This window comes from Streptomyces sp. NPDC025651 (genome assembly GCF_055558735.1).
Window position 1 is genome coordinate 40,935 of the sequence record NZ_JBVHLZ010000001.1, and the last position, 23,115, is coordinate 64,049.

The 23,115-nt window shown below is 73.9% G+C and carries 17 protein-coding genes; 5 read left to right on the forward strand and 12 right to left on the reverse strand.

Translation table 11 applies throughout. The features are described from left to right. Positions 1 to 23: 23 nt before the first annotated feature. The 3 genes from ACZ4D5_RS00160 to ACZ4D5_RS00170 all read right to left on the reverse strand — a co-directional run bounded on the left by ACZ4D5_RS00160 (position 24) and on the right by ACZ4D5_RS00170 (position 5,424). A complete protein-coding gene (locus ACZ4D5_RS00160) occupies positions 24 to 3,617 on the reverse strand; it encodes a bifunctional glycosyltransferase/CDP-glycerol:glycerophosphate glycerophosphotransferase (protein WP_467770051.1) in 3,594 nt (1,197 codons plus the stop codon). 93 nt (positions 3,618 to 3,710) lie between these two features. Beyond that, a complete protein-coding gene (locus tag ACZ4D5_RS00165) occupies positions 3,711 to 4,508 on the reverse strand; it encodes an ABC transporter ATP-binding protein (RefSeq protein ID WP_467770052.1) in 798 nt (265 codons plus the stop codon). Further along, positions 4,501 to 5,424 (reverse strand): ABC transporter permease, encoded by a 924-nt coding sequence (locus ACZ4D5_RS00170; protein WP_467770053.1) that lies wholly within the window; start codon positions 5,422 to 5,424, stop codon positions 4,501 to 4,503. Before ACZ4D5_RS00170 ends, ACZ4D5_RS00165 begins: the two co-directional genes overlap by 8 nt. A 136-nt stretch (positions 5,425 to 5,560) precedes the next feature. Here ACZ4D5_RS00170 and ACZ4D5_RS00175 point away from each other — a divergent pair, with 136 nt between their 5' ends. Further along, positions 5,561 to 6,205: a TetR/AcrR family transcriptional regulator gene (locus ACZ4D5_RS00175; protein ID WP_467770054.1), complete on the forward strand. Its 645-nt coding sequence runs from the start codon at positions 5,561 to 5,563 to the stop codon at positions 6,203 to 6,205. A gap of 42 nt (positions 6,206 to 6,247) precedes the next feature. On the opposite strand, the gene ACZ4D5_RS00180 is transcribed toward ACZ4D5_RS00175, so the two are convergent. Continuing rightward, the gene (locus ACZ4D5_RS00180) at positions 6,248 to 6,412 is read right to left on the reverse strand and encodes a hypothetical protein (protein ID WP_467770055.1); all 165 of its coding nucleotides are present in this window, start codon (positions 6,410 to 6,412) and stop codon (positions 6,248 to 6,250) included. Between the two features lie 186 nt (positions 6,413 to 6,598). Between ACZ4D5_RS00180 and ACZ4D5_RS00185 the strand changes: the two genes are divergently transcribed. Together ACZ4D5_RS00185 and ACZ4D5_RS00190 are read left to right on the forward strand one after the other, a co-directional pair. Next, positions 6,599 to 7,771 (forward strand): sensor histidine kinase, encoded by a 1,173-nt coding sequence (locus ACZ4D5_RS00185; protein WP_467770056.1) that lies wholly within the window; start codon positions 6,599 to 6,601, stop codon positions 7,769 to 7,771. Continuing rightward, positions 7,759 to 8,403: a response regulator transcription factor gene (locus tag ACZ4D5_RS00190; RefSeq protein ID WP_467770057.1), complete on the forward strand. Its 645-nt coding sequence runs from the start codon at positions 7,759 to 7,761 to the stop codon at positions 8,401 to 8,403. Before ACZ4D5_RS00185 ends, ACZ4D5_RS00190 begins: the two co-directional genes overlap by 13 nt. 74 nt (positions 8,404 to 8,477) lie before the next feature. Here ACZ4D5_RS00190 and ACZ4D5_RS00195 read toward each other — a convergent pair whose 3' ends face one another. Then, positions 8,478 to 9,164, reverse strand: a complete 687-nt coding sequence (locus ACZ4D5_RS00195; protein ID WP_467770058.1) for an SDR family NAD(P)-dependent oxidoreductase — start codon at positions 9,162 to 9,164, stop codon at positions 8,478 to 8,480. Then, entirely contained in the window at positions 9,161 to 9,619 is a 459-nt protein-coding gene (locus ACZ4D5_RS00200; RefSeq protein WP_467770059.1) for a PPOX class F420-dependent oxidoreductase, read from the reverse strand. The genes ACZ4D5_RS00195 and ACZ4D5_RS00200 overlap by 4 nt, the downstream gene beginning before the upstream one ends. On the opposite strand from ACZ4D5_RS00200, the gene ACZ4D5_RS00205 reads away from it, so the two are divergent. Continuing rightward, positions 9,537 to 10,091: a TetR/AcrR family transcriptional regulator gene (locus tag ACZ4D5_RS00205; protein ID WP_467770060.1), complete on the forward strand. Its 555-nt coding sequence runs from the start codon at positions 9,537 to 9,539 to the stop codon at positions 10,089 to 10,091. The two genes, ACZ4D5_RS00200 and ACZ4D5_RS00205, sit on opposite strands and share 83 nt — an antisense overlap. Here the strand turns inward: ACZ4D5_RS00205 and ACZ4D5_RS00210 are convergent. The 4 genes from ACZ4D5_RS00210 to ACZ4D5_RS00225 all read right to left on the reverse strand — a co-directional run bounded on the left by ACZ4D5_RS00210 (position 10,039) and on the right by ACZ4D5_RS00225 (position 16,323). Then, positions 10,039 to 12,744, reverse strand: a complete 2,706-nt coding sequence (locus ACZ4D5_RS00210; RefSeq protein WP_467770061.1) for an ABC transporter permease — start codon at positions 12,742 to 12,744, stop codon at positions 10,039 to 10,041. The two genes, ACZ4D5_RS00205 and ACZ4D5_RS00210, sit on opposite strands and share 53 nt — an antisense overlap. A 5-nt stretch (positions 12,745 to 12,749) precedes the next feature. Further along, the gene (locus ACZ4D5_RS00215) at positions 12,750 to 13,511 is read right to left on the reverse strand and encodes an ABC transporter ATP-binding protein (RefSeq protein WP_467770062.1); all 762 of its coding nucleotides are present in this window, start codon (positions 13,509 to 13,511) and stop codon (positions 12,750 to 12,752) included. Positions 13,512 to 13,652: 141 nt separating this feature from the next. Next, positions 13,653 to 14,636 (reverse strand): UDP-glucose 4-epimerase GalE, encoded by a 984-nt coding sequence (gene galE, locus ACZ4D5_RS00220; RefSeq protein WP_467770063.1) that lies wholly within the window; start codon positions 14,634 to 14,636, stop codon positions 13,653 to 13,655. Positions 14,637 to 14,709: 73 nt separating this feature from the next. Further along, on the reverse strand, positions 14,710 to 16,323 hold the full coding sequence (locus ACZ4D5_RS00225) for a glycosyltransferase family 2 protein (protein WP_467770064.1): 1,614 nt from the start codon (positions 16,321 to 16,323) through the stop codon (positions 14,710 to 14,712). Between the two features lie 110 nt (positions 16,324 to 16,433). Between ACZ4D5_RS00225 and ACZ4D5_RS00230 the strand changes: the two genes are divergently transcribed. Beyond that, positions 16,434 to 18,038, forward strand: coding sequence for a glycosyltransferase family 39 protein (locus ACZ4D5_RS00230; RefSeq protein ID WP_467770065.1), 1,605 nt, complete (start codon positions 16,434 to 16,436; stop codon positions 18,036 to 18,038). A gap of 12 nt (positions 18,039 to 18,050) precedes the next feature. On the opposite strand, the gene ACZ4D5_RS00235 is transcribed toward ACZ4D5_RS00230, so the two are convergent. Both ACZ4D5_RS00235 and ACZ4D5_RS00240 read right to left on the reverse strand, forming a co-directional pair. Beyond that, positions 18,051 to 19,589: a hypothetical protein gene (locus ACZ4D5_RS00235; protein ID WP_467770066.1), complete on the reverse strand. Its 1,539-nt coding sequence runs from the start codon at positions 19,587 to 19,589 to the stop codon at positions 18,051 to 18,053. Then, positions 19,586 to 23,083 carry a bifunctional glycosyltransferase/CDP-glycerol:glycerophosphate glycerophosphotransferase gene (locus tag ACZ4D5_RS00240; RefSeq protein WP_467770067.1) on the reverse strand — a complete coding sequence of 1,166 codons (3,498 nt, stop codon included), beginning with the start codon at positions 23,081 to 23,083 and terminating at the stop codon, positions 19,586 to 19,588. The genes ACZ4D5_RS00235 and ACZ4D5_RS00240 overlap by 4 nt, the downstream gene beginning before the upstream one ends. Positions 23,084 to 23,115 lie beyond the last annotated feature (32 nt).

Sequence of the window (23,115 nt, forward strand, 5' to 3'; positions counted from 1 at the left end):
GGCGGTGCCCCCCTCCTGTGTGCTCATGCGGTGGCCGTTCCTCGGTGGGCGAGCATCCGGTCGACCACGCGGCGCGCGGCCTGCCCGTCGTCCAGGTCGCAGAACTCGGCGCGGAACTCGTCGTACGCCTTCTTGTACGGCGCGCTCGTCGCGTCGAGGTCCTTCAGCGCGGCGATCAGCTCGTCGGACGTGGGAAGGAGCGGCCCCGGCGCGCGCTTCTCGAAGTCGAAGTAGAAGCCGCGCAGGCGGTCGCGGTAGTGCTCCAGGTCGTACGTGAAGAACAGCATCGGACGGCCCGTGACGGCGAAGTCGAACATCACCGAGGAGTAGTCGGTGATCATGACGTCGGCGATCAGGAGCAGGTCCATGATGTCCGGGTAGCTCGCGACGTCCCACACGAAGCCGTCGCCCGCGCCCGGCACGGGCTCCACGATGTGGGCGTGCGGCCGCACGAGCAGGACGTGGTCGTCGCCCAGCTCCTCGCGCGCCTTCGCCAGGTCAAGGCGCAGGTCGAGCAGGAAGCCGCCGCGGTGGCGCTGCTTGTCCTCGCGCCAGGTCGGGGCGTAGAGCACGACCTTCTTGCCCTCGGGCAGACCGAGCGCGCGGCGCACCTTCTCCGCGCGCTTGGCGCGGTCGGGGGCGAGCAGCACGTCGTTGCGCGGGTAGCCCGCCTCCAGGAGCTCGCCGTCCACGTCGCCGCCGAACCGGAAGGCGCTGCGCATGATCGGCGTACTGAACTTGTTCGGCGAGAGCAGCATCGTCCACTGGTGGCGCTCGCGGTCCAGGTCCTGGAGGTACTGCGTGCTCGCGAAGTGGTCGTTGTCGAAGTCGAAGCCGATCCGCTTCAGCGGGGTGCCGTGCCAGGTCTGGACGATCTGCTGGCCCTCGCGCCGCTCCAGCCAGCGCGGGAAGTGCGTGTTGCCGACGATGTAGCGGGAGCGGGCCATCGCCTCGTAGTACTCGGGGCTGTGCACGCGCACCGCCTTCGCGGTGGCCGGGACCTCGCACTGGCCGTCCTTGACGACCCACAGGTGCTCAAGAGGCAGGCCGCGGCGGACCATCTCCTCATGGACGGCGCGCGGGGAGTCGCCGTACATGCGGCCGCCGAAGACGTCGTACAGGACGGCCTCGCGCAGCGGCTCGTGCCGGGCGGCCGGGTAGGCCTCGGTGCGCAGGCGGGTCTGGCGGTAGCGGCTGCGCTCGTCGGGGCGCAGCTCGGAGTGGGCCATCAGGGCCAGCTGGTCGTACTGGCGGGCCTGCAGCTCGACGCGCTTGCCATGCGCCACGACCTCCAGCGGGAGGTTCCCGTGGACGGGCGGGGCGAGCTGGACGGCGGTGCGGGAGCCGTCGGGCTTCTGGACGGAGGGCCACCAGAATCCGGCGCGCAGCGGGGTCTCGCCCGCGTAGCGGTGGGTGGGGGCGGGCACGAAGCTCGCCTCGAAGCGGCCGTCGTGCGCCTTCGCGGGGAAGGTGTACTCGTGGCCCGACCAGGTCTGGCGCAGCACGAGCTCCAGCTCGTGGGTGCCGCCGGCCGGGTAGCTGCCGGTGAGCGTGACGGTGCCGTCGGGGTGCACGGAGACGTGGTCGACCAGCGGCTGCACGGGCTGGTCGCACAGCTGGAGGTAGCCGCCGGGGCTGCGCCGGGCGTAGACCGTGCGGCCGGCGTCCTGCTGCGCGAACTGGGCGCCGGAGAAGCCCTCGCGGTCGTCCAGGATCAGGGCGAGACGGGTCGACCTGGGCTCGGCGCCGCTGGAGTCGACGACCTCGACGGACATGTCCCAGCGGGCGATGGACCGCTCGGCCTGCGTCGGGCGCAGCCGCTCGTGGTCCTCGCGGACCTCGGTCAGGTCGGCCGTGCCGATCCGTGCCGTGAACGGGACGCGGCCGTCCTCGGGGGCGCCGAGCTCCAGCGGGACCGTCAGGATCGTGCCGGACTCGCGGTGGCGCATGCGCAGGCGGGGCTCGCCGTCGGGCGCCGTGCGCAGGACGCCGCGGACGACGAGGTGGGAGCCGTCGGCGCGGACCTCCAGGGCACGGGCGTGCGCGGTCTCCACACGGATGGCCAGCTCGCCGTCCTGGATCTGCGGGGCCACGCGGACGTCCTGGGTGACCCAGTGCGCGGGCGGCGTCTGTCCCGAGCCCGTGCCCGCGCCGTACAGCGGGCCGCGGCGCGGCGTCGAGCCGGTGCCGGCCACGGCGACCCGCACGTACCACAGGCCGTCGACCCACTTGCCGCGGTGGCGCAGGCGCGAGGGGTTCACCAGGGCGCCGAAGCCGGCCCAGTCGGCGTGCCTGAACTCGGCGCCGGAGGCCACCGTCGCCTCCGGGTCCAGGTGGCTGCGGGCGGGCACGAGGACCGTGCGGCGGCTGCCCTTCTCCTTGAGGATCAGCGACTTCAGCGCCTTGCTCCGCGACTCGGCACCGATCTGGCGCGCGAAGGCCCAGCCGGACAGCCACAGCTTGTCGTCGTGCCAGGAGGCCTCGTCCAGGCGGCTGCGCAGCCGCAGCTCCGGGTCCAGGCGCAGGACCGCGTCGGGGACGGGGGCGGTCGGGTCGAGGAAGGGGTAGTCCGCCTTCGGGTGCAGCGTCCCGGTCACGGGGATCGAGCCGGGGTGCTCCTTCTCGAACTCCAGCTGCGCGATCAGCTCGTCGAGGCGCCGGTGCACGGTCAGGTACAGCTTCAGCTTGTGGGGCACGTGCAGCGCGCGGACCGCGTCCTGGCCGATCTCGCGGACCAGGCGGCCCACGTGCTCCAGGAAGGCCTCCTGGTACGCGGCGTCCGAGCCCGGCAGGACCCGCCAGAAGAGGGGGATCTCCTCGGCGAGGGCGTTGTTGTCGTAGACCTTCAGGTGCTCGGCGTACATCGGGTCGTCGTCGATGTGGTCGAGCATGAACTCGCGGACCATGCGGATCGACTTCACGCGGTCGATCAGGCCCTGCGGGTTGGTGCGGTTCTGCGTGATCGAGCGCTCGCCGATCTCACGCTCGCGCCAGTTGTAGATCGGCTCGCTCAGGACGTCCACGGACTCGGCGAGGTAGTGCGCGGGGACGCTGACGGGGGCGTCCTCGTAGAGCATCGCCTCGGGGTAGGCGAGCTGGTGCTTCTCCCAGAAGGAGCGGCGGTAGACCTTGTTCCACGCGGTGCGGTCGGTCAGCAGCGGGCGGAACTTCGAGACGTGCGTACGCAGCCGGGTCGCCGCGAAGGGCACGCGGTGCACGGGCGACTGGACGTGTCCGGCGGAGCGGAAGCGGGTCACGTTGCCCGCCACGAAGTCCGAGCCGGTCTTGTCGAGCGTCTCGATCATCAGCGCGTACGCCGTGGTCGGCAGGGTGTCGTCGCTGTCCACGAACGCGAGGTACTCGCTGTCGGGGGACATCTCGCGGACGCCGGTGTTGCGCGCCGCGCCCAGGCCCTTGTTCTCCTGGGATATCAGGCGAAAGCGCGGGTCGGCCGCCGCGAAGGCCTCGGCGATGGCAGCGCTGCCGTCCGTCGACCCGTCGTCGACCATGATCACTTCGAAGTCCTGGTACGTCTGTGCGGCCAGGGACTCCAGGCACTCGTCGAGGTAGAGCTCGACGTTGTAGACGGGGACGACAACACTCAGCCGTGGCTGCACGCGCACTCCTTCTGTTGCTAAACGCTCCCATAGTGTAAGGATCTGCGTATTGATGCGACAAAAGGGATACGGCCTGGCAGGTGGGGGCCGGTGTCAGCCCTTGCCTCCGGTGAACCGCTCGTACTCCTTCAGTACGTCCTCGGTGGCGCCGTCCATGCGCAGCTCTCCGCGCTCCAGCCACAGCACGCGGTCGCAGGTGTCGCGGATCGACTTGTTGTTGTGGCTGACCAGGAAGACCGTGCCCGCGCGCTTGCGCAGCTCCCGGATGCGGGCCTCGGAGCGCTTCTGGAACTTGCGGTCGCCGGTGGCCAGGGCCTCGTCGATGAGCAGCACGTCGTGGTCCTTGGCGGCGGCGATGGAGAAGCGCAGGCGGGCGGCCATGCCGGAGGAGTAGGTCCGCATCGGGAGCGTGATGAAGTCGCCCTTCTCGTTGATGCCGGAGAACTCGACGATGTCGTCGTAGCGCTCCTGGACCTGCTCGCGGCTCATGCCCATCGCCAGACCGCCGAGGCGTACGTTGCGCTCGCCCGTCAGGTCGTTCATCATCGCCGCGTTCACGCCGAGCAGGGACGGCTGGCCGTCGGTGAAGATGCGGCCGCTCTCGACCGGCAGGAGCCCGGCGACGGCCTTGAGCAGCGTCGACTTCCCGGAGCCGTTCGTGCCGATCAGGCCGATGGCCTCGCCCTTGTACGCGGTGAACGACACCTTCTTGACGGCGTGCACCGTGCGTACGCCCGACCGTGCCTCGGCCTTCTTGCGGCCTCCGAGGATCCGGTTGAGGGCGGCGGTGGCGGTGCCCCGGCCCGCGCCGGTGCCGTGCACGCGGTAGACGATGTCGACCTGGTCGACGATGACGGTGGGGGTGTTGTCGTTCCTCGTCGTCTCAGCCACGGCCGTACGTCTCCTCTGCCTTCCAGAAGTAGATGAACCCGCCGATCCCGGCGAGCAGCGCCCAGCCCAGGGCCCAGGCCCAGACGTGGTGCGGGAGCTGGTCGCGCTGGAAGCTGTCGATCAGCGCGAACCGCATCAGGTCGATGTAGACGGCGGCCGGATTGCACTCCAGGAGGACCTGCACGGCGTGCGGCAGGTTCTGGTCCCTGAGGACGGCGTCGATGCTCCACATCACCCCGGACACGTACATCCAGGTGCGCAGCACGAACGGCATCAGCTGCGCGATGTCCGGGGTCTTGCTGCCGAGCCGCGCCATGACGAGCGCGAGGCCGGTGTTGAACGTGAACTGCAGGACCAGGACCGGGACGGTGAGCAGCCAGGACGCCGTCGGCGGGACGCCGAAGCAGAGCAGGATCACGACCAGCGCGGCCATCGAGAAGAGCAGCTGCTGCAGCTGCTGCAGGCAGTACGAGATCGGCAGCGAGGCCCGCGGGAAGTGCAGGGCTCGGACCAGGCCGAGGCTGCCGGAGATGGCGCGGGTGCCCGCCATCACGGACTGCTGCGTGAAGGTGAAGACGAAGACGCCGGTGACCAGGAAGGGGACGTAATCCTCGACGTCCCGCTTGGTGTTCATCAGGACGCCGAAGATGAAGTAGTAGACCGCCGCGTTCAGGAGTGGCGTCATCACCTGCCAGACCTGGCCGAGCTTCGCCTGGCTGTACTGCGCCGTCAGCTTGGCGGTCGCGAAGGCGGTGATGAAGTGGCGGCGCTGCCACAGCTGCCGGACGTAGGCGGGCAGGGAGGGGCGGGCGCCGCTTACGGACAGGCCGTACCGGGCGGCGAGTTCGGCCGGGGGAACGGCCGGGGCGGCGGGGGATGCCTGGTGGGGCGGTGCGTCGTCGAGGACCTGGCTCACGTCCGTTGCTTTCGCTCGGGGAAGCGGGGGCGCGCGTCGGGTACGTCGGGACGGACCCGTATCGTCGCAACGCCGAGAGTAGGACGTCGTTACGTCGGAACGCAACCGTATCGTCGTGACGTTCTATGCTGTCCGCATGACGACGAGCAGGCCACAGGGTGAACAGGCGAGCCGGTCCTCGGGCGGACAGCCGCGCCGCAGGGCCCCCGCCGGAGCCGCCGTGCTCCGCGAGGACGTGACCGAGGCCATCCGGGCCGCCGTCTTCGAAGAGCTCGCCTCCGTCGGCTACGCCCGCATGTCCATCGAGGGCATCGCCCGCCGCGCGGGCGTCGGCAAGACCGCGGTCTACCGCCGCTGGCGCTCCAAGCTGCAGCTCGTGCTCGACCTGGTGTCGGCGATAGCGGTGCAGGGGCTGCCGGCGCCCGACACCGGGTCCCTGGAGGGCGACCTGCGGCTGCTGTACGAGGTGACCTCACGGGCGCTGCGGCACCCCGTGGCCTCGCAGGTGATCCCCGACCTGCAGGCCGAGGCGGCGCGCAACCCCGAGATCGCCGAAGCCCTGCAGAAGGCGCTGCGCGAGGGGCAGCACGGGGTGGCCAGCGGCATCGTGCGGGCCGCCGTCGCGCGCGGCGAGATGCGGGAGGGGGCCGACGAGGACCTCGCCCTCGACCTGGTCTCGGGGCCGCTCTACTGGCGCTCCGTGGTGGTGCGGGCCGAGCTGCCCAAGGGGTACCTGGGCAGGCTCGCGGCGGCTACGGCAGCGGGGTTGCGGGCGCTCTGAGGCGACGAGGCGAGCCTCGGGGTTCATGCGTCGCGACGCTGGTCAGGCGTCGCGGCGGCGCGTCAGGAACAGGGTCACGCCCGTTCCCAGCGCCACGACGCCCGTGCCCACGCTGATCAGGACCTGCTGCACGCCGTCGAAGGCGAAGCTGGTCGAGACGTTGACGAGGACGGCGGCCGCGAGGACGAGCCAGAGCAGGGCCTTCATGGTGGGTTCCTTCCGGCGGGAGGGTCGGTGGGGCCGTCGCTCCGCGGCGGCCTGTGACCAACCCTGCCTGCCGCGGGCCGCGGGAACGAGGGGGTGCCCTCCCGAACCGAGGGTGTAGCGCACTCCACCATCGGGCGGGAGGCGGCTCGCTCCCGGCCGCTTCCGTCGTGACCTAGCCTTTCCGGCATGAGGGAGACGGTGCGGCGCGCGGGGCTCGCCACGGTGCAGTTGGGCAAGGGGGCCGGGCTCGCTCTCCTCTCGTACCTCTTCATGGGGCTGATCCTCTTCACCGCCTTCGTCACCCTCCTCGTGGTCGGCGCCGCCGTGCTGCCCGAGACCGTGCTGCTGCTGCGCAGGACCGCCGGGTACAAGCGGCGCCTCGTCGCGGGCTGGACGGGCGAGCCGGTGCCCGAGGCGTATCTGCCGCTCACCGGGGGCGTCCGCGACCGCGTGAGCGCCGCCGTCCAGGACCCCGGCACCTGGCGCGATCTGCGGTGGCTCTTCGTCCACTTCGTCTACGGGTGGCTTCTGGCGTACGTCACGCTGCCGCTGTGGGCCGTGGGTCTGCTCGTCGACGGGGTGTGGTGCGGGCTGCTGCGGCGCCGCGCCGTCGTCCTCCCCCTGATCTCCCGCCTGGCCGACCTCGACGCCCGCTGGTCCCGCCTGCTCCTGCTGCCCTCGCCGGAGGCGCAGCGCACCGCGGACCTCGCCGAGCGCGTCGAGGAACTCACCGTCACGCGGGCGGGCGCCGTCGCCGCGCACGGCGCCGAACTGCGGCGCATCGAGCGGGATCTGCACGACGGCACGCAGGCCCGGCTCGTCTCCCTCTCGATGCGGGTCGGGCTCGCGCGGCGCGCGTACGACAAGGACCCCGAGGCCGCGAAGAAGCTGCTCGACGACGCGCAGGACCAGGTCGAGGAGGCGCTGACCGAGCTCCGCCACGTCGTGCGCGGCATCCATCCGCCGATCCTCACCGACCGCGGACTCGTGGGCGCCGTACGGGCGTTGGCCGCCAGCAGCGGGCTCGATGTGACGGTGAGCGAGGACGGGGTGGAGTCGGACGCGGGGCCGCGCGCTCCGGCCGCCGTGGAGGCCGCCGCGTACTTCGTCGTGGCCGAGGCGTTGACCAACGCGGCCAAGCACAGCGGGTCCGAGCGGGCCTTCGTGGAACTTTCCAGGGCGGGGAGCGGGTTGAGGATCGCGGTACGTGACGAGGGGCGGGGCGGGGCCGACGGCGCGGGTGGCAGCGGTCTGCTCGGGATGCGGCGCCGGGTCGCCGCGCTCGACGGGACCGTGGAGGTGTCGAGCCCCGTCGGGGGGCCGACCGTGATCGAAGTGGAGCTGCCGTGCGCGTGGTGATCGCCGAGGACAACGCCCTGCTGCGGGAGGGGGTGGTGCTGTTGCTCACCTCCGCGGGGCACGAGGTGGTGGCGGTCGCCTCCAGCGGGCCCGAGGTGCTGCCCGCGCTGCTCGAACACCGGCCGGACATCGCGGTGTTGGACGTGCGGATGCCGCCGGGGTTCAGGGACGAGGGGCTGCGTGCGGCGCTGGCGGCGCGGGCGGAGATTCCCGGGCTGCCGGTGCTCGTCCTCTCCCAGTACGTCGAGGAGACGTACGCCGCCGAGCTGCTGGGCGGGGGCGCGAGCGGGGTCGGTTACCTCCTCAAGGACCGGGTGGGGCGCGTCGACGAGTTCCTGGACGCGTTGGAGCGGGTGGCCGCGGGCGGCACGGCGCTGGACCCGGAGGTCGTGACGGAACTGCTGACGCGGCGGCGGGACGATCCGCTGGACTCGCTGACGCCGCGCGAGCGGGAGGTGCTGCAGCTGATGGCGGAGGGCCGCGACAACGCGACGATCGCCTCGACGCTGGTGGTCTCCGACCGCGCGGTCAGCAAACACATCGGCAACGTCTTCGCGAAGCTGGGGCTGCCGCCGAGCGACAGCGGGCATCGGAGGGTGCTTGCGGTGCTGGCGTACTTGGAGCGGGGTTAGGGCTCGCCTTCTGCTTTTGCGGGGTGGGGCCGCCGCCGGGCGACGTCAACGAGAGGTGCCCAGCAAGGACTCCGTCAGGGCGTGGAGGTGCCTCGCCTCCGGGAGTGCGAAGTCCGGGCCCGCGGTGGACAGCGGGGTGTCCAGGACGTACGCGCTGAGGCCCGGCGCAGGCGGGGCGTCCAGGATGTCGAGGAGCCCGGGCGGCTCGCCGCGTAGCCCACGCCCAGCAGGTCGTTGAGGCGTCCGCCCTGCCCGAGCGCGAGGCCCCCGTCGTAGTTCCGGGCCAGTTGCAGGTCCTCCCAGAAGATCCGCCCACCGCCCCCGGGGCCCGCGACGTTCAGGACGACCGGGGTGCCCGCGGCCTCCAGCAGGCCCGTCAGGCCATGGCTCAGGACGAAGCGGCTCAGGTAGAAGTGCGCGAACGTGTTCTCGAAGCCCTCCGCCGTGACGAGCCGCGTCGAGCGGAAGTGCCGGGCGCACAGCACCAGCGCGTCGATCTTCGCGTGGGCGGCGGCCAACGTCTCGACCACCGCTCTCGTCTCCGAGAGCAGGCTCAGGTCCGCCCGGATGAAGCGTGCTCGGCCCGCTGCCCCGCGCTCCCGCGCGTACGCCAGCCACGCCTCGCCCTTCCCCGCGTCGCGCCCCACGACCACCACCTCCTGCCCCCGCTCCAGGTAGGCACGGGCAACGGCCTTGCCGAGGCCGTCCGTTCCGCCGGTGACGACGTACGTCTTCTTCGTGGTCACATTCTTCGTGCTCACAGGAACCTCGACGCGATCTTCTCGGGGGCGACGTGGACGGTGACGAGTTCGGGAAGCACGGCCGCCACCTCCGGGTTGTGCTCCGCGTACGTCAAGCCCGTGTACTTGAGGGACAGTTCATCCATGCGGGCCCGGCTGCCCGCGCTCTCCAGGCGTGCCGTTCCCGTGATCACCGCGTATCCGTACGGCTCGTCCGGCGGGTTGACCGTCACGCTCAGGCGCGGGTCGCGCCGCAGATTGCGGACCTTGACCTTGTCCACGCCCGTCACGAAGAACAGGTCGTCGCCGTCCCGCCCCACCCACACCACCGACTGGTGCGGACTGCCGTCCGGGCGGAGGGTCGCCACGGTCACGAAGACCTTGGAGTCGAGGGTGTCCTTCAGCTTGGGCGACAGGGGTGTCGCCGTCCTGCAGACCGGCGCACGCCTTCTGGCACGGGACCCCGCCACGAGCATCGCGGCGATCGCGGCCGCCGCCGGCGTCGACCGGCGCACCGTGTACCGCCGCTTCGAGACCCGCGAGGCCCTGATGGCCGCCGTGTACGTGGCCAAGCTCGACGCCTGCGAGGCGGTCGTCGCCGAGGCGCGGCTCGACGAGGCGCCGGTGGCCGTTGCCCTGCACCGGTACGCGGAGGGCATCATCGCCGTCAGCCGCCGGTGGCCGGTGGACGTGGGGCAGGTGCGGGACGAGGCGGGGGCCGAACGGCTGCGTCTGCTGATCGAGCGGCTCGACGCCTTCATGGCCCGCGCGGTGCGCGAGGGCGCCCTGCGGCCCGGCCTCCCCGACCGCTGGGCCCGCTCCCTGCTGATCCACCTCACCAACATCGCCTCGCACGAGATGCCGGAGCTGAGCCCGGCCCAGGGCGCCGACATGGTCAGCCGGTCCCTGTTCTCGGGGCTGGGTCCGGGCGCCGAGAACAAGGGCTGACGTCTTGCGGCGCGGGCCGAGACCCTGCCGCACGGGCCGAGACCCTGCTGCACGGGCTGACGCCCTGCCGCGCCCCGCCCCGCAGCGGATGCCGGCCCCGCAGCACCCGCCGGGCCGGCAGCACCGTCCCCGCCGTCGTCGTCGCCGCGACCACCGACACGATCAGGGCCGCCTGCGCCGCCGTGAGACGCGGCAAGGAGTGCGCCGTCGCCAGGCTGAAGGCCAGCAGGGGGAGTGCGGCCACGGCCGCGCCGACCACCAGGCCCGTCAGCGCCGTGGCCGCCGCCTCCAGGCGCAGCATGTGCCGCAGTTGGCGTCGGCCCGCCCCGGCGAGGCGGAGCAGGGAGAGCTCGGGGCGGCGCCCGACGGTGATGAGGGTCAGCGTGCTCAGGACGGCGATGACCGTGAAGCCGCCGACCGCGCCGACCGCCGCCGCGGTCACCACCTCGCCCAGCGCCTGGTCCTCCGGTTCGAGCCGCTCGGGGGGCGGGTCCGCACTCACCCTCGCCCCCGGGGCGGCATCGCGCAGGGCCCGGGGCGTGGTGCCGGTCGCGGCCACCAGGACGCGGTCCGCCGTGGGGGAGGACATGTGCCGCAGGAGCTCGCCGTGCGCGAACAGGAAGGGTCCCAGGGCCAGTTCACGGTCGTACGTGGCCACGACCCTGAGCCGTGACTCCACTCCGTCCCCGAAGCGCACCGTCACCGTCGAGCCGACGTCCGCGTCCAGGGAGCGGGCCTGGTCGCGGCCCAACGCCACCGTGCCGGGGCGCAGTTCGCCGATGTCGCCCTCGCGGACGCCGGGGTCCAGCGTCCTCGCCAGGCCTTCAGGGGTGACTCCGAGCACCGGCAGGCGGTCCAGGCGGGGCGAGCCGGCCTCCTGCCGGGCCAGGACCACCGTGCTGCGGACGACGGCTGTCGCCGCCTGAACTCCGCGGGTTCTCCTGATGCGTTCGAGGGCGCCCGCGGGCAGGCCGCCGGGCGCCGTCACCGCGTACTCCGCCCGGGCCGCCCCGCGCGCCTGGTCGCCCGCGGCGTGCGTCATCGTCGCGCCCGCGGAGAGCTGCACCGCGATGAACGCCGTGACCAGGATGATCGGGGTGAGCGCCGCCCCCAGGCGGCGGGCGGACGCCGTGCAGTTGGCCGCCGCCAGATGGCCGCCCGCGCCGCCGAACCCGCGCAGCGGTGTGCCGAGCACCCGCATCGCGCCCTCGGCGATCCACGGGCCGAGCAGCGCGCAGCCGATCACCAGGACCACCGCCGCCGCACCGGCCGCGGCGCCCGCGGCCTCACCGTGCTGGAGCGTGGCGGTGCCCGCCGAGCTCGCGCCGGCGAACAGCAGCACCAGCCCCGTGATCTTGCGGCCCTTGCCGGGGGCGGACTCGCGCAGCGCCTCCGAGGGGCGCACCTTCGCCGTTCGCGCGCACGCGATCAGCGCGGCCACGCGGGCGATCAGGAGGGTCAGGCCCGCCGTGACCAGCGGGGCGGGCAACAGCCAGGCGGGGAGCGGGAGTTCCAGGCCCGGCGGCAGCGCGCCCCGGGCGTCGAGGAGCGCCCGCAGGCCCAGGAAGGCCGGGGCCGCCAGCGCCGCCCCCGCCAGCGCCGCCGCCGCGGCGACCCTGCCGACCTCGCGGCCCACCGCGCCCCGCAGCTGCCGCGGCGTCGCGCCGACCGCCCGCAACAGACCCAGCTCACGGGAGCGTTGCTGGAGCGCCTGCGCCACCGTCGACGCCACGACGAGCAGGGCGATCAGGACGACCGTCGCGCTCACGGAGCCGAGCAGCGCCAGCATGCCCGCCCGCGCGGGGGCCGCGGCGAGGAACTCGGCGTCGCCGCGCCCGTCCCCGGCAAGGACGCGAAGCCGTGCGCCGTCCCCGTCCGCGCGGTGCCCCACGCTGTGGTGGCCCGCCTCGTCCAACGCGTTCCGCACGCGCGCGTACAGGGTCGCCGTGCTCGTGCCGGGGTCCGCCGTGACGCCGATCGCCGCCACGGACCCGGGGCGGTCGGCGAGGCGGCGGGCCTCGCCGGAGGTGAAGTAGACCGCCGCGCGCGGGCCCCCGGCCACCCCGGCCACCGTGTACGCCGCCTCCGCACCGGCCACGCGCAGGGTGATCCGGTCCCCGACGCGCGCCGTGCCCCGGCCCACCACGACCTCGGACGGCCGCTCGGGGGCGGTCCCGTCCCGGAGGGAGTACGAGCCCAACCGGGCCGCGTCCCAAGGCCGCCCGGTCGCCGCGCCGTTCCCGCCGTTCCCGCCGTTCCCACGGCTCCCGACGCCCACCGCGAACACCTCGTCGGCGACCGCCGCACGGACCCCGGGGACCTCGCGCACGGTCTTCAGTGCCGCCCGCGGGACCCGCACGCGCTCGGTGAGCCCGGCCGTCGCCGTCTCGGGTTCGCTGCCCCACGGCTTGGCCGTGTAGCGGGTGTTCTGGTCGCCGGAGACGACGAGGTCGGCGGCGGCGTAGCGCTCCACGCGCGCGTGCCCGAGCCCGGCCGAGGAGAGCGCGAGGCCGAACGCGCCGAGCAGGAGGGAGGTCAGGGCGAGCGCGGTGAAGACCGCGGCCCAGGCCTTGCGGTGCGTCCGCGAGGCGCGCGAGGCGAGCAGCCTGGTGACGTGTACGCGCGCAGGCCTGTTCACAGGGGCCTCGCTCATGCCGCTCACCGCCCCAACGTCCGCATGACGCCGAGCACGTGGGAGGCGTCGGGGTGGAGGATGCGGGTGGCGATCCGGCCCGAGGCGAGGAACAGCGCCTCGTCCGCCCAGGCCGCCGCGGCCGGGTCGTGGGTCACCATCACCACGGTGTGCCCGTCCCGGTCGACGGCCTGCCGCAGCAGGGCGAGCACGTCCTGCGCGGTGGCCGGGTCGAGGGCGCCGGTCGGCTCGTCGGCGAAGACCACCTCGGGCGAGGTGACCAGGGCACGGGCGACGGCGACGCGCTGTTGCTGGCCGCCGGAGAGTTCCGCGGGGCGGTCGCCCGCGCGCTCGGCGAGCCCGACGGCGGCCAGGGCGCGTCGCGCCCGGTCCTCGCCGGGGGTGCCCGCGAGGAGCAGCGGCAGCGAGACGTTCTCCAGGACGCTCAGCGAGGGCACCAGATTGTGCGCCTGGAAGACGAAGCCGACACGCTCGCGGCGCAGCCGGGTCAGGGCCGCCTCGCCGAGCGGTCCGATGGCGACGCCGCCGATCCGCACGGTCCCGGTCGTCGGCCTGTCGAGGCCCGCCGCGCACTGCAGCAGCGTCGACTTGCCGGACCCGGAGGGCCCCATGACGGCAAGGAACCGGCCGCGTCCCACGGCGAGGTCGACGGGTTCGAGCGCGGTCACGCCCCGCCGGTAGGACCTGCCGACCCCGTCGAGCGTGAGCGCGTCGGGCGCGGCCACCCGCTCGGCGGCCACCGCCCCTGAACCCCGTCGCCTGAACATCCCTGCGCCCTCCCAGTGGCCGTCACACCCGCGGTGACTGTCCCTGAGAACGCTAGGAACACCAGGTCACAGGGGCGAGGGAGTGCGGTACCGAACCGGGGGTGGAGCCTGCTACACCCCCGGGGGCCCGGAAAGCGACGCTCAGGCGCGCGCCGCCTCCGGATGCAGCCGCACCCAGCCCGCCCACGCCGACGCGACCATCTCGCGCACGTCGTGCTTGGCGGACCAGCCGAGCTCGGTGGCGATGCGGTCGGCGGCGGCCACCACGCGGGCCGGGTCGCCGGGGCGGCGGTCCGTGACCTCGGCGGGGACGTCGTAGCCGGTGACCTCGTTGATCAGGTCCGTCATCTCGCGGACCGAAACGCCCTCGCCGCGGCCGATGTTGAGGGTCAGGTCGGTGCCGGGCGCGGCGGACGCGAGCCTGCGGGCCGTCGCCACATGGGCCTCGGCCAGGTCGACGACGTGGATGTAGTCGCGTACGCAGGTGCCGTCGGGGGTGTCGTAGTCCGCGCCGAAGATGCGGGGGGCCTCGCCGTCGGTGAGCTTCTCGAAGACCATCGGGACGACGTTGAAGACGCCGGTGTCCGCGAGCTCGGGCGAGGCGGCGCCCGCCACGTTGAAGTAGCGCAGGGACGCCGTGGACACGCCGTGCGCCCGGCCCACCGCGCGGACCAGCCACTCGCCGGCCAGCTTCGTCTCGCCGTACGGGCTCATGGGCGCGCACGGCGTCTCCTCGGTGACGAGGTCGACGTCGGGCATGCCGTACACGGAGGCGGAGGAGGAGAAGACGACGTGGGCGATGCCCGAGGCGACCGCCGCGTCCAGGAGGACGCGCAGGCCTTCCACGTTCTCGCGGTAGTAGTGCAGTGGGCGCTCCACCGACTCGCCGACCTGCTTCTTGCCGGCCAGGTGCACGATGCCGGTGATCGCGTGCTCCTCGAAGGCACGGGTGAGCAGGTCGCCGTCGAGGACCGAGCCGACGACCAGCGGGACGCCCTCGGGGAGGCGTTCGGCGATGCCGCTGGACAGGTCGTCGTAGACCGCCACCTGCTCGCCCGCCTGCGTCATGGCACGGACGACGTGCGCCCCGATGTATCCGGCGCCGCCGGTGATCAGCCAGGTCATTCCCGTCTTGTCCCGTCTTGTCGCGAGTGTGTGCGTGGACGTGCAGTGTCGCAGAGGCGGTGTGAGGGCCGCGTCAGCGGATCAGCCGGGTCAGCCGCCGCTTCGCGACCCCGGCCACGCCCCGCACGCCGGGGGCGAGCCGCACCGACAGGTTCCCCGCCTGAGTGGCGTACGGCTGGACGAGGAGCACCCCGCGCCGCCTGCTCGGCACCACCGTGCGGCGGAGCAGGCCGGGCCCGGCCACGGCCTGCGCGGTCGTGTCGCGCGCCGTCCCGTCGTCGAAGTGGAGCCGCAGCCGCACGTCCCACACGCCGCCGTCCAGCGAGCCGAGGTCGAGCAGGACCGTGGCGAGCCAGGTCTCCCCGGGCCGCTCGGTGCTGAACGCGGCCGTCCTGCGCAGGCTCGGCCGGTCGCCCTGGCGGTGGCTCAGCTCGACGTCGACCGTGGCGGGTCCGGCGTCGGCCACCCGTCCGTACAGCTCGCGCAGCCGTAGCGTGAGCCGCGAGGCGCCCGCGCCGGGGCGCAGCTCGCCCTCGACCGCGAGGGGCAGCAGCCGCAAGGGGCGTACGAGCAGGTGCTCCAGGGTGACCTGGGGGAGGTCGTCGGCCCAGATGGGGGTGGCGTCGGCCGCCCGCGGGTACGGCGGCACCAGCCGCGCGGGGCGCGCCGCCACCTGCTTCAGGCGCGCCAGGTCGCGGGGCTCCTCGGAGGCGAGGACGACGCGTGCGATGACGCGCCCGGGGGCGGGCGCCGCGTCGAGGTCGGCGTCGTCGAACGTCGCCAGGTAGGCGCGCGTGAGGGCCCACCACTCGCGCTGGTACTCCTTGCCGCGCGCGGTCAGCTCCCGGGTGTACATGCGCAGGCCGTGCTCGACGAACTTGGCGCGGGCCGCCCGCGCGAGCCGCTTGCCGCCGGTGCCGTGCGCGTCCCGCAGGATCTCCACGGACTGGCGGTGCGCCTCCATGCGGGCCTGCCAGTTGGCGATCCCGGAGCGGTCCAGGGAGATCGACAGCTTGGCGGCGGCGCGGCGCACGTGCCAGACGTAGACCGTGTCGGGGACGAGCGCGATGCGGGGCGCGGCGGCCAGGACCCGCGCGGTGAAGACGAAGTCCTCGTAAATGAAGCGGCCTTCGGGGAAGCGGATGCCGTGCTCGCGCAGGAAGTCCGTGCGGTAGAGCTTGTTGACGCAGAGCGTGTCGTGGACGAGGCGGGTGCGCAGCTCGGGTCGGGCGACGAGCTGCGCCTTGCGGTAGAGCTCGGGCTGCCAGGGCACCTCGCGCCCCGAGGGCAGCTCGCGGCGCACGCACAGTCCGGACGCGACCTCCGCGCCGTGCCTGCGCGCGGCGGCGAGCAGCGCGTCGACGGCGCCGGGCGGCAGCACGTCGTCGCTGTCGAGGAACATCACGTACGCGCACGAGGCGGCGTCGATCCCGTCGTTGCGGGGCGTGCCGCAGCCGCCGCTGTTGGTCGCGCGGCGCACGACCTTCACGCGCGGGTCCGTGGCGGCGAGGGCGGCGAGGACGTCGGCGCTGTCGTCCGTCGAGCAGTCGTCGACGGCGATCACTTCGTGGACGAGGGGCCCTTGGGCGAGCGCGGAGCGCACCGCGTCAGCGACGTGGGCCGCGTCGTCGTAGCCGATCACGACGACGGAGACCTGGGCAGGCGGCTGGGGCAGGGTGCGTTCCACAGGGGAAATTTTAGGGGCTTCCGGTAATTATCCGACTAAGGGGGTTTTCGTGGGTGCGGCACGAGGTGTCAATCCTCGGTGAAAGTGGGTTAATAGCACAAACTCGCACCATGCAGGTCAAGGTGCCCACCGCCGCCCGCGCGGCCGCCGCGCGCGTCCCCTCGCTCCTCACCGCCCCCGCCCTCGCCGCACTCGTCCCCGCCCTGGTCATGCTCGTGCTCGGCGGGTGGGGCCTGGAGCGCGGCACCGTCTGGCGCGACGAGGGAGCCACCCTCCAGGTCGCCCGGCGCTCGCTCCCCGAGATCTGGCACCTGCTCCACCACGTCGACGCGGTGCACGGCCTCTACTACGTCCTCATGCACGCCCTGCTCCCCGCCGACCCGGGCGAGTTCGCGCTGCGCCTGCCCTCGGTGCTCGCCGCGTCGGCCGCCGCCGCGCTCGTCGCCGTCCTCGGCACCCGGCTCGCGCGCCCGCGCGTCGGCCTGTGGGCCGGACTGCTGTACGCGGTGACGCCGATGGCCGGGCACTACGCCCAGGAGGGCCGGTCGTACGCGCTCGTCGCCGCCGGGGCCGCGCTCGCCACGCTGCTCCTGGCGCGGGCGGTCGACCGGCCGGAGAGCCCGCCTGCCTGGTGCGCCTACGCGGCGGCCGCCGTCGGCACCGCGCTGCTGCACGAACTCGCCGCCCTGCTGCTCCTCGCCCACGCGGCGACCCTGCTCCTGTCCCGCGCGCCGCGCGCCGTGTGGCGGGCCTGGGGGATCGCCGCCGGCGCGGTCTGTGTCCTGCTCCTGCCGCTGCTCCTGGTCTCCGGCGGGCAGTCCGCGCAGGTGTCGTGGCTGGTGGCGCCGGACGGGGCGGCGGCCGACCGGCTCCTGCGCTCCTTCGCGGGACCGACCTCGCTCGTCCTCGTCGGCCAGCTGCTGCTCGCGGTCCTCGCGCTGCGGCGGCCGTGGCGCCGTGGCGGACGGCTCGCGCTGCCCGCCGTGGCGCTGCCGCTGCTCGTGCTGCCGCCCGCCGTGCTCTTCGCCGTCTCGCAGGGCCTGCCGCTCTACCACGACCGTTACGTGCTCTTCGCCCTCGCGGGCCTGCCGCTGCTGGTGGCGGCGGGCGCGGACCGGGCCGTGCGGGGACTCGGGCGGCTGCTCCGGCCCGGCCTCGACCGTCCGCGCAGGCCCGGCCCCGACCGGCTGCCCCGGTCCGGCTCCGCGCGCCGCCGGGGCGCCGTCGCCGTCGTCGGGGCCGCCGCCGTCGGCCTCGCCCTGTGGTGGCAGCTGCCGCTGCACCGCGTGGACCGCGCCGTCGGGCACGGCAGGGAGGACCCCGCGGCCGCGTCCGCCGTCGCGGCCCGCGCGCTGCGCACCGGCGACCCCGTCCTGTTCCTGCCCGCCATCGCCCGGCGCGTCGCCCTCGTCTACCCCGACGGCTTCCGCGGCGGCAGGGACCTCGCGCTCACCGCGTCCCCCGCCGCGTCGGGGACGCTGTACGGAGTGGAGGCGGACCCCGCCGAACTGCGCCGCAGACTCGCCTCCGTGGACCGGGTCTGGGTCCTGACGGAGCCGCCCGCGCTGCGCCACACCCGGGAGCACCTCGTCCGGACGGGACTGTGGTCGGGAGGCGCGGAGGAGGCCAAACTCGCGGTCCTGGAGCGGGAGTTCACCGCCCGCACCCTGTATCGGGTGCCGGGCGTCACCCTGCGGCTCTACGTACGCCGCTGACCCGCCCCGTTCCTACGTACGCCGCTGCTCCGCCCCGTTCACCCGCGCGAGGACCTCGCCGGTGCGCGGGCTCCAGGCCACGACCACGGCCTCCGGCGGCGCCTTCTGCTCGGGCGTGAGGAGCAGCCAGCGCACGTCGTAGCGGCGCACGATCGCCGCGCGCTCGGCACGGGTGGAGCCGGGGGAGAGGTAGGCGCGCACCGCCTTCAGGCGGACGTCCCGCACCTTCTCGTCGAGCGAGGGGTCCGGCCAGGCGGGGGCGACGAGGTTGGCGCCGTAGCCGGGCACCGAGCGCGTGGACCGGTAGCCGTTCGTCAGGACGACGTCGCCCTTGCGCATGTGGCCGACCGCCCACCCGTAGCCCGGCCAGCGCGGCGGCTGGTCGAAGCCGACGGGATCCAGGGCGCGCGGCACGACGGCGCCCGCCTGGACCTGGAAGAACCCCACGCAGGCGCCGAGCGCCGCGGCCCCGGCGAGCGCGCCCCGCCGCCAGCCCCAGGGCCGGGGCGCCGCCAGCTCGATCGCCAGGGCGAACTGGAGCGGGACCAGGGTCAGGCCGAGGATGCGGCCGTAGGTGTAGTGGCCGCTGAGCCAGCCGTACGCGACGACCAGGCAGTCCAGGGCGAACATCAGGACCAGGGGGTCCCTGCGGTCCCTGCGCAGGCGCAGCCACAGGGCCGGCAGGCCGAGCAGCGCCAGCCAGAAGCGCTGCGGCATCTCCGTGTAGAGCGGGCGGTGGATCCAGTCCACCGACGCGTCGCCGACCAGCGAGAAGACGCTGTAATACGGCCAGGCCGCCGCGAGGGCGACCGCCGTCACGGCCGTCGCCGCCCAGGACCACAGTCGGTGGCCGGACGCCGCGAACGCCACGACGCCGATCACCGCCGCCACCGACGAGATGGGGTGGACGAGCAGGATCAGCCCGCACAGGGCGCCCAGCCCCGCGTACGCCCGAAGACCCCGCGCCGAAGGCCGTGCCCCGCGCGCCAGCGAACCCGCCCACGCCCAGGCCCAGAAGGTGAGGCCGATCGCGAACGTCGACGGGTAGCCGAGGTTGCCCGTCATCGACATCAGACCCAGATAGCCGCTCCACCACGCCATCCGCGTGCCCCAGAGCAGCACCATCGCGAACAGCGCGAGCACCGGAGCCCACGGACGGGGCGTCAGGACGCGCACGAAGCGGCCGATGCCGGTCAGCAGGACCAGGAGGTTCAGCGGGCCCGCGAGCTTCACGACCTCCCAGCCCGCGAACCCCGTCGCCCTGGCGAACAGCCCTTGCGCGACGGCGTACGGCGAGTAGTACGCGCTGCCGTCGCCCGGCAGGTCCGCCATCGGGTGCGCGGGGTGGAGGAGGTTGTCCTTCAGGCGCTCGACCACGGCCGCGTGCTGGCCGAAGTCGCAGCACATCGGGACCCGCCAGAAGGCCAGCGACATCACCAGCCAGAAGAGGCCGCCGAAGACCTGGTACGGGGTGGGGCGCCACCGGGGGCCGCCGCCGCGCAGCGCCGTCGCGCCGTGCGCGGCGCGGCGGGTCAACAGCGCGCCGCTCACCGCATCAGCCTCTCCGCGACCCTGGCCGCGGCCCGCCCGTCGTCGAGGTCGCAGTAGGCCTCGCGGAACGCCGCGTACGCCTCCGCGTGCCGGGCCGCGATGGCGTCCAGGTCGCGCAGCGCCTCGACGACCTCGCCGGTGGAGGCGAGCAGCGGGCCGGGGGCGCGGGTCTCGAAGTCGAGGTAGAAGCCGCGCACCGTGTCGCGGTAGTGCTCCAGGTCGTACGCGTGGAAGAGCATCGGACGCCCGGTGTGCGCGAAGTCGAACATCAGCGAGGAGTAGTCCGTCACCAACACGTCCGCGACCAGCAGGAGTTCGGCGGTGCGGGGGTGCGAGGACACGTCGCGCACGAACGGCGCGCGGGCGCCCGGCAGGCGGCCCGCGGTCAGCGGGTGCTTGCGCACAAGGAGCACGTGGTCGTCGCCGAGCACGGACTCGGCCGCGCGGAAGTCGAGCGCGGGCTCGTAGCGGAACCTGCCGGGGGAGTACGCGAGATGGTCCCGGTAGGTCGGCGCGTACAGCACGATCCGCTTGCTCTGCCCGACGCCCAGCTCGCGCCGGACCCGCTCGGCGACCTTGCGGCGGTCGTCGGCGAACAGCACGTCGTTGCGGGGCGATCCGGCCTCCAGGACCTCGCCCTCGTAGGCGAGCGCGCGGCCCAGGTGCGGGGTGGAGAAGCGGTTCGGCGAGACGAGGACGTCCCACTGGCGGGCCAGCCTCGGCAGGGCGTCGAGGTGGCCGTGGTCGGCGTAGAGGGTGTCGGTCAGGTCGGTGCCGATGCGCTTGAGCGGGGCGCCGTTCCAGGTCTGGACGACGGTCTGGCCCTCGCGGCGCTCGAAGAACTCCGGCAGGTGGCCCGCCGTGACGATGCGGCGGCAGCGGGCCAGCGCCTCGTACCAGGCGGCGCTGTGCTCCTCGACGCCCTTCGCGCCCGCGGGGACGCGGGTCTGCTGGTCGTGGGTGACCCACAGGTGCTCGACGTCGGTGCCGCGCCGCACCAGCTCCTCGTGGACGGCGCGCGGCGAGTCCCCGTCGAAGTAGAGGACGGCGTCGGTCAGGGGCTGCTCGCGGCGGCCCGGGTAGTGGGCGGTGCGCAGCCGGTGGCGCCGGTAGGCCCCGCGTTCGGACCGCGCGAGCACCGAGCCGGACTCGATCAGGAGGCGGTCGCCGAACCGCCGGTCGACGGTGAACTCCCGCTCCTGGACGGTCCGTCGCAGCGGCAGCGCGGCGGAGACGGCGGCGAGCAGCCGCACCGGCATGCCGTCCGCCGCGCGCGGTGTGCCGCCCCCGGTCGCGCCCGCCTCGCGCAGGAACGCGTACCACCGCCCCTCGCGCAGCGCCCCGCCACCGGGCGCGAGCACCGCGCGGAACCGGTCGCCGTCGCGCTCGGCGGGCACCGTCAGCTCCTCGTCGCGGCCGCTGTGCCGCAGCACCAGCTCGGGCTCGGTCCAACTGGCCGCCGCCACCGAGCCCTCCACGGTCAGCGTGCCGTCCGCGTTCCACGCCACGCGGTCGGCGACGGGCTGCCGGGTCAGCTCGACGACCAGCTGGCCCTGGTCGTTGGCGGTGGCGCACAGCTCGCGTCCCGCGCGCGACGCGTACCGTCCCGGGGGCAGGTCCAGCGTGGCGGCCAGGGACTTCAGCTTCCCGTCGGGCATGACGAGATTGGCCTGCCAGCGGTCGCCGTGCGGCGGCTCGACCTCCTTGGGGGCGCGGTGCGGGGTGGGTGCCACGCCCTCCAAGTCGCCCAGTCTCACGCGGACTTCGAAGCGGTCGTCGGTGAGCTTCACCGGGTGGTCGAAGTCGGTCCCGGTGTGCTTGTGGGTCAGGCGCAGTGACGCGGGCCGCAGGCGCCCCGGCAGGGTCCCGCTCAGCACCACGTCGTCCCCGTCGCGCCGGTGGGCGTCCACGCGCGCCGCGTACTCCTGGACCTTCAGCACGAGCCGCCCCTTGCTGAAGCCGAGGACGAGCCGCAGCCCGTCGCCGAGCTCGCGCACCACGGACTGCGCGGCCGCGGACTCCGCGGCCCGCACGGCCGCGCGCCGCACCGTGCCGTGGCCGGCGACGACCACGCCGAGCAGCCAGTTCCCGGGCCGCCAGCGGCCGCCGGTCTTCAGCTGCTCGGGGTCGACGGTCATCTCGAAGCCGGACAGGTCGTAGCAGTGCAGCCGCTGCCGCGACTGCTCGGTGGCCTGCGGCGCGGCGACCGTCCTCGTCGGCACGCGCCGGAACTGCCCCCTGCTGTGGGCGGACTTGAGCAGCCCCGTCTTGATCGAGTGCCCGGGGCGGGTGGCCTCCAGATTGCGTACGTACGCGTAGCCGCTGATCCGCAGCGTGCCGTCGGGGCCCCACCGCGACTCGGTCACCCGGGCCACGACGGGCAGTTCGCGCCGCCCGATCCGCGCCAGCTTCTCCGGGACGCGGCCGACGCCGGGGTAGGAGGCGGAGCGGCGGACGGCGCCGCGCACGTGGAAGGCGGTGCCGTTGGCCCGCTCGAAGGCGAGCAGCTCGATCAGTTCGGCGAGCCGCGCCTCGCGCACGAGCTGCCACTTCACGCGCAGGTCGACGGGGAGCTGCGCGACGACGGCCGGGTCCGCGCGGCGCAGGAAGGCCGCCGTGTCCTCCATGAACGCCGCGCGGTACTCGGGGCCGCCCATCGGCAGCCCCTCCAGGAAGTACACGAAGTCGTCGCGCAGGCAGGACACGTCGTACGTCTGCTTCATGTCCGGGGCGTGCTCGGCGAGGAAGCCGCTGACGTGCGCGCAGGCCGCGATGCGGTCGCGCACGCCCTTGACGTCGGTGCGCCGCCGGGTGATCGAGCCCTCGCGGACCCGCCAGTAGTAGACGTGGTCGCTGAGCACGTCCACGGACCCGGCGAGGAAGTGCGCCGGGATCATGACGGGGGTGTCCTCGTAGAGCTTGCCCTCGGGGAAGGTGAAGCGGTGCCGGTCCCAGAAGGCGCGCCGGAAGACCTTGTTCCAGGCCACGCGGTCGGAGAGCAGGTCCAGATCGCGCCCGATGTGGGTGCGGGTGCGCGGCTCGGTCAGCCACTTGTACTGCCAGGCCTGGAAGCGGCCGCGTTCGTTGAGCCGCCAGACGTTGCCGCTCGCGAAGTCGGAGCCCGAGGCGTCCAGGCTCGCGATCATCCGCTCGTACGCGTCGTGCGGCACGACGTCGTCGCTGTCGACGAAGGTCAGGAACTCGGCGGTGGGGGACGCCTTGCGCACCCCGGTGTTGCGGGCGGCGCTCAGCCCCGCGTTGCGCTGGCGGACGTAGACGAAGCGGGGGTCCCTGGCGGCGAACTCGCGGGCGATGCGGGGGCTCGCGTCCGTGGAGCCGTCGTCGACGAGGATGCACTCCAGGCCGCCGCGCGCCTCGGGGCCGCCGAGCAGGCCGGGGCCGTCCATGGTCTGCCCTGCGATCGACTCCAGGCACTCCTCCAGGAACTCCTCGACGTTGTAGATGGGTACGACGACGCTGAGACGGGGCTGCACGACGACCGGCCTTTCGTGGGGATACGGGCATA

Excerpts from the sequence above, each read along its gene's own strand:
- ACZ4D5_RS00175 (WP_467770054.1), top strand. The coding sequence starts at position 5,561 with ATGACGACGAGCAGGCCACAGGGTGAACAGGCGAGCCGGTCCTCGGGC.
- ACZ4D5_RS00180 (WP_467770055.1), bottom strand. The coding sequence starts at position 6,412 with ATGAAGGCCCTGCTCTGGCTCGTCCTCGCGGCCGCCGTCCTCGTCAAC.
- ACZ4D5_RS00185 (WP_467770056.1), top strand. The coding sequence starts at position 6,599 with ATGAGGGAGACGGTGCGGCGCGCGGGGCTCGCCACGGTGCAGTTGGGC.
- ACZ4D5_RS00200 (WP_467770059.1), bottom strand. The coding sequence starts at position 9,619 with ATGCTCGTGGCGGGGTCCCGTGCCAGAAGGCGTGCGCCGGTCTGCAGG.
- ACZ4D5_RS00210 (WP_467770061.1), bottom strand. The coding sequence starts at position 12,744 with ATGAGCGAGGCCCCTGTGAACAGGCCTGCGCGCGTACACGTCACCAGG.
- ACZ4D5_RS00215 (WP_467770062.1), bottom strand. The coding sequence starts at position 13,511 with ATGTTCAGGCGACGGGGTTCAGGGGCGGTGGCCGCCGAGCGGGTGGCC.
- galE (WP_467770063.1), bottom strand. The coding sequence starts at position 14,636 with ATGACCTGGCTGATCACCGGCGGCGCCGGATACATCGGGGCGCACGTC.
- ACZ4D5_RS00230 (WP_467770065.1), top strand. The coding sequence starts at position 16,434 with ATGCAGGTCAAGGTGCCCACCGCCGCCCGCGCGGCCGCCGCGCGCGTC.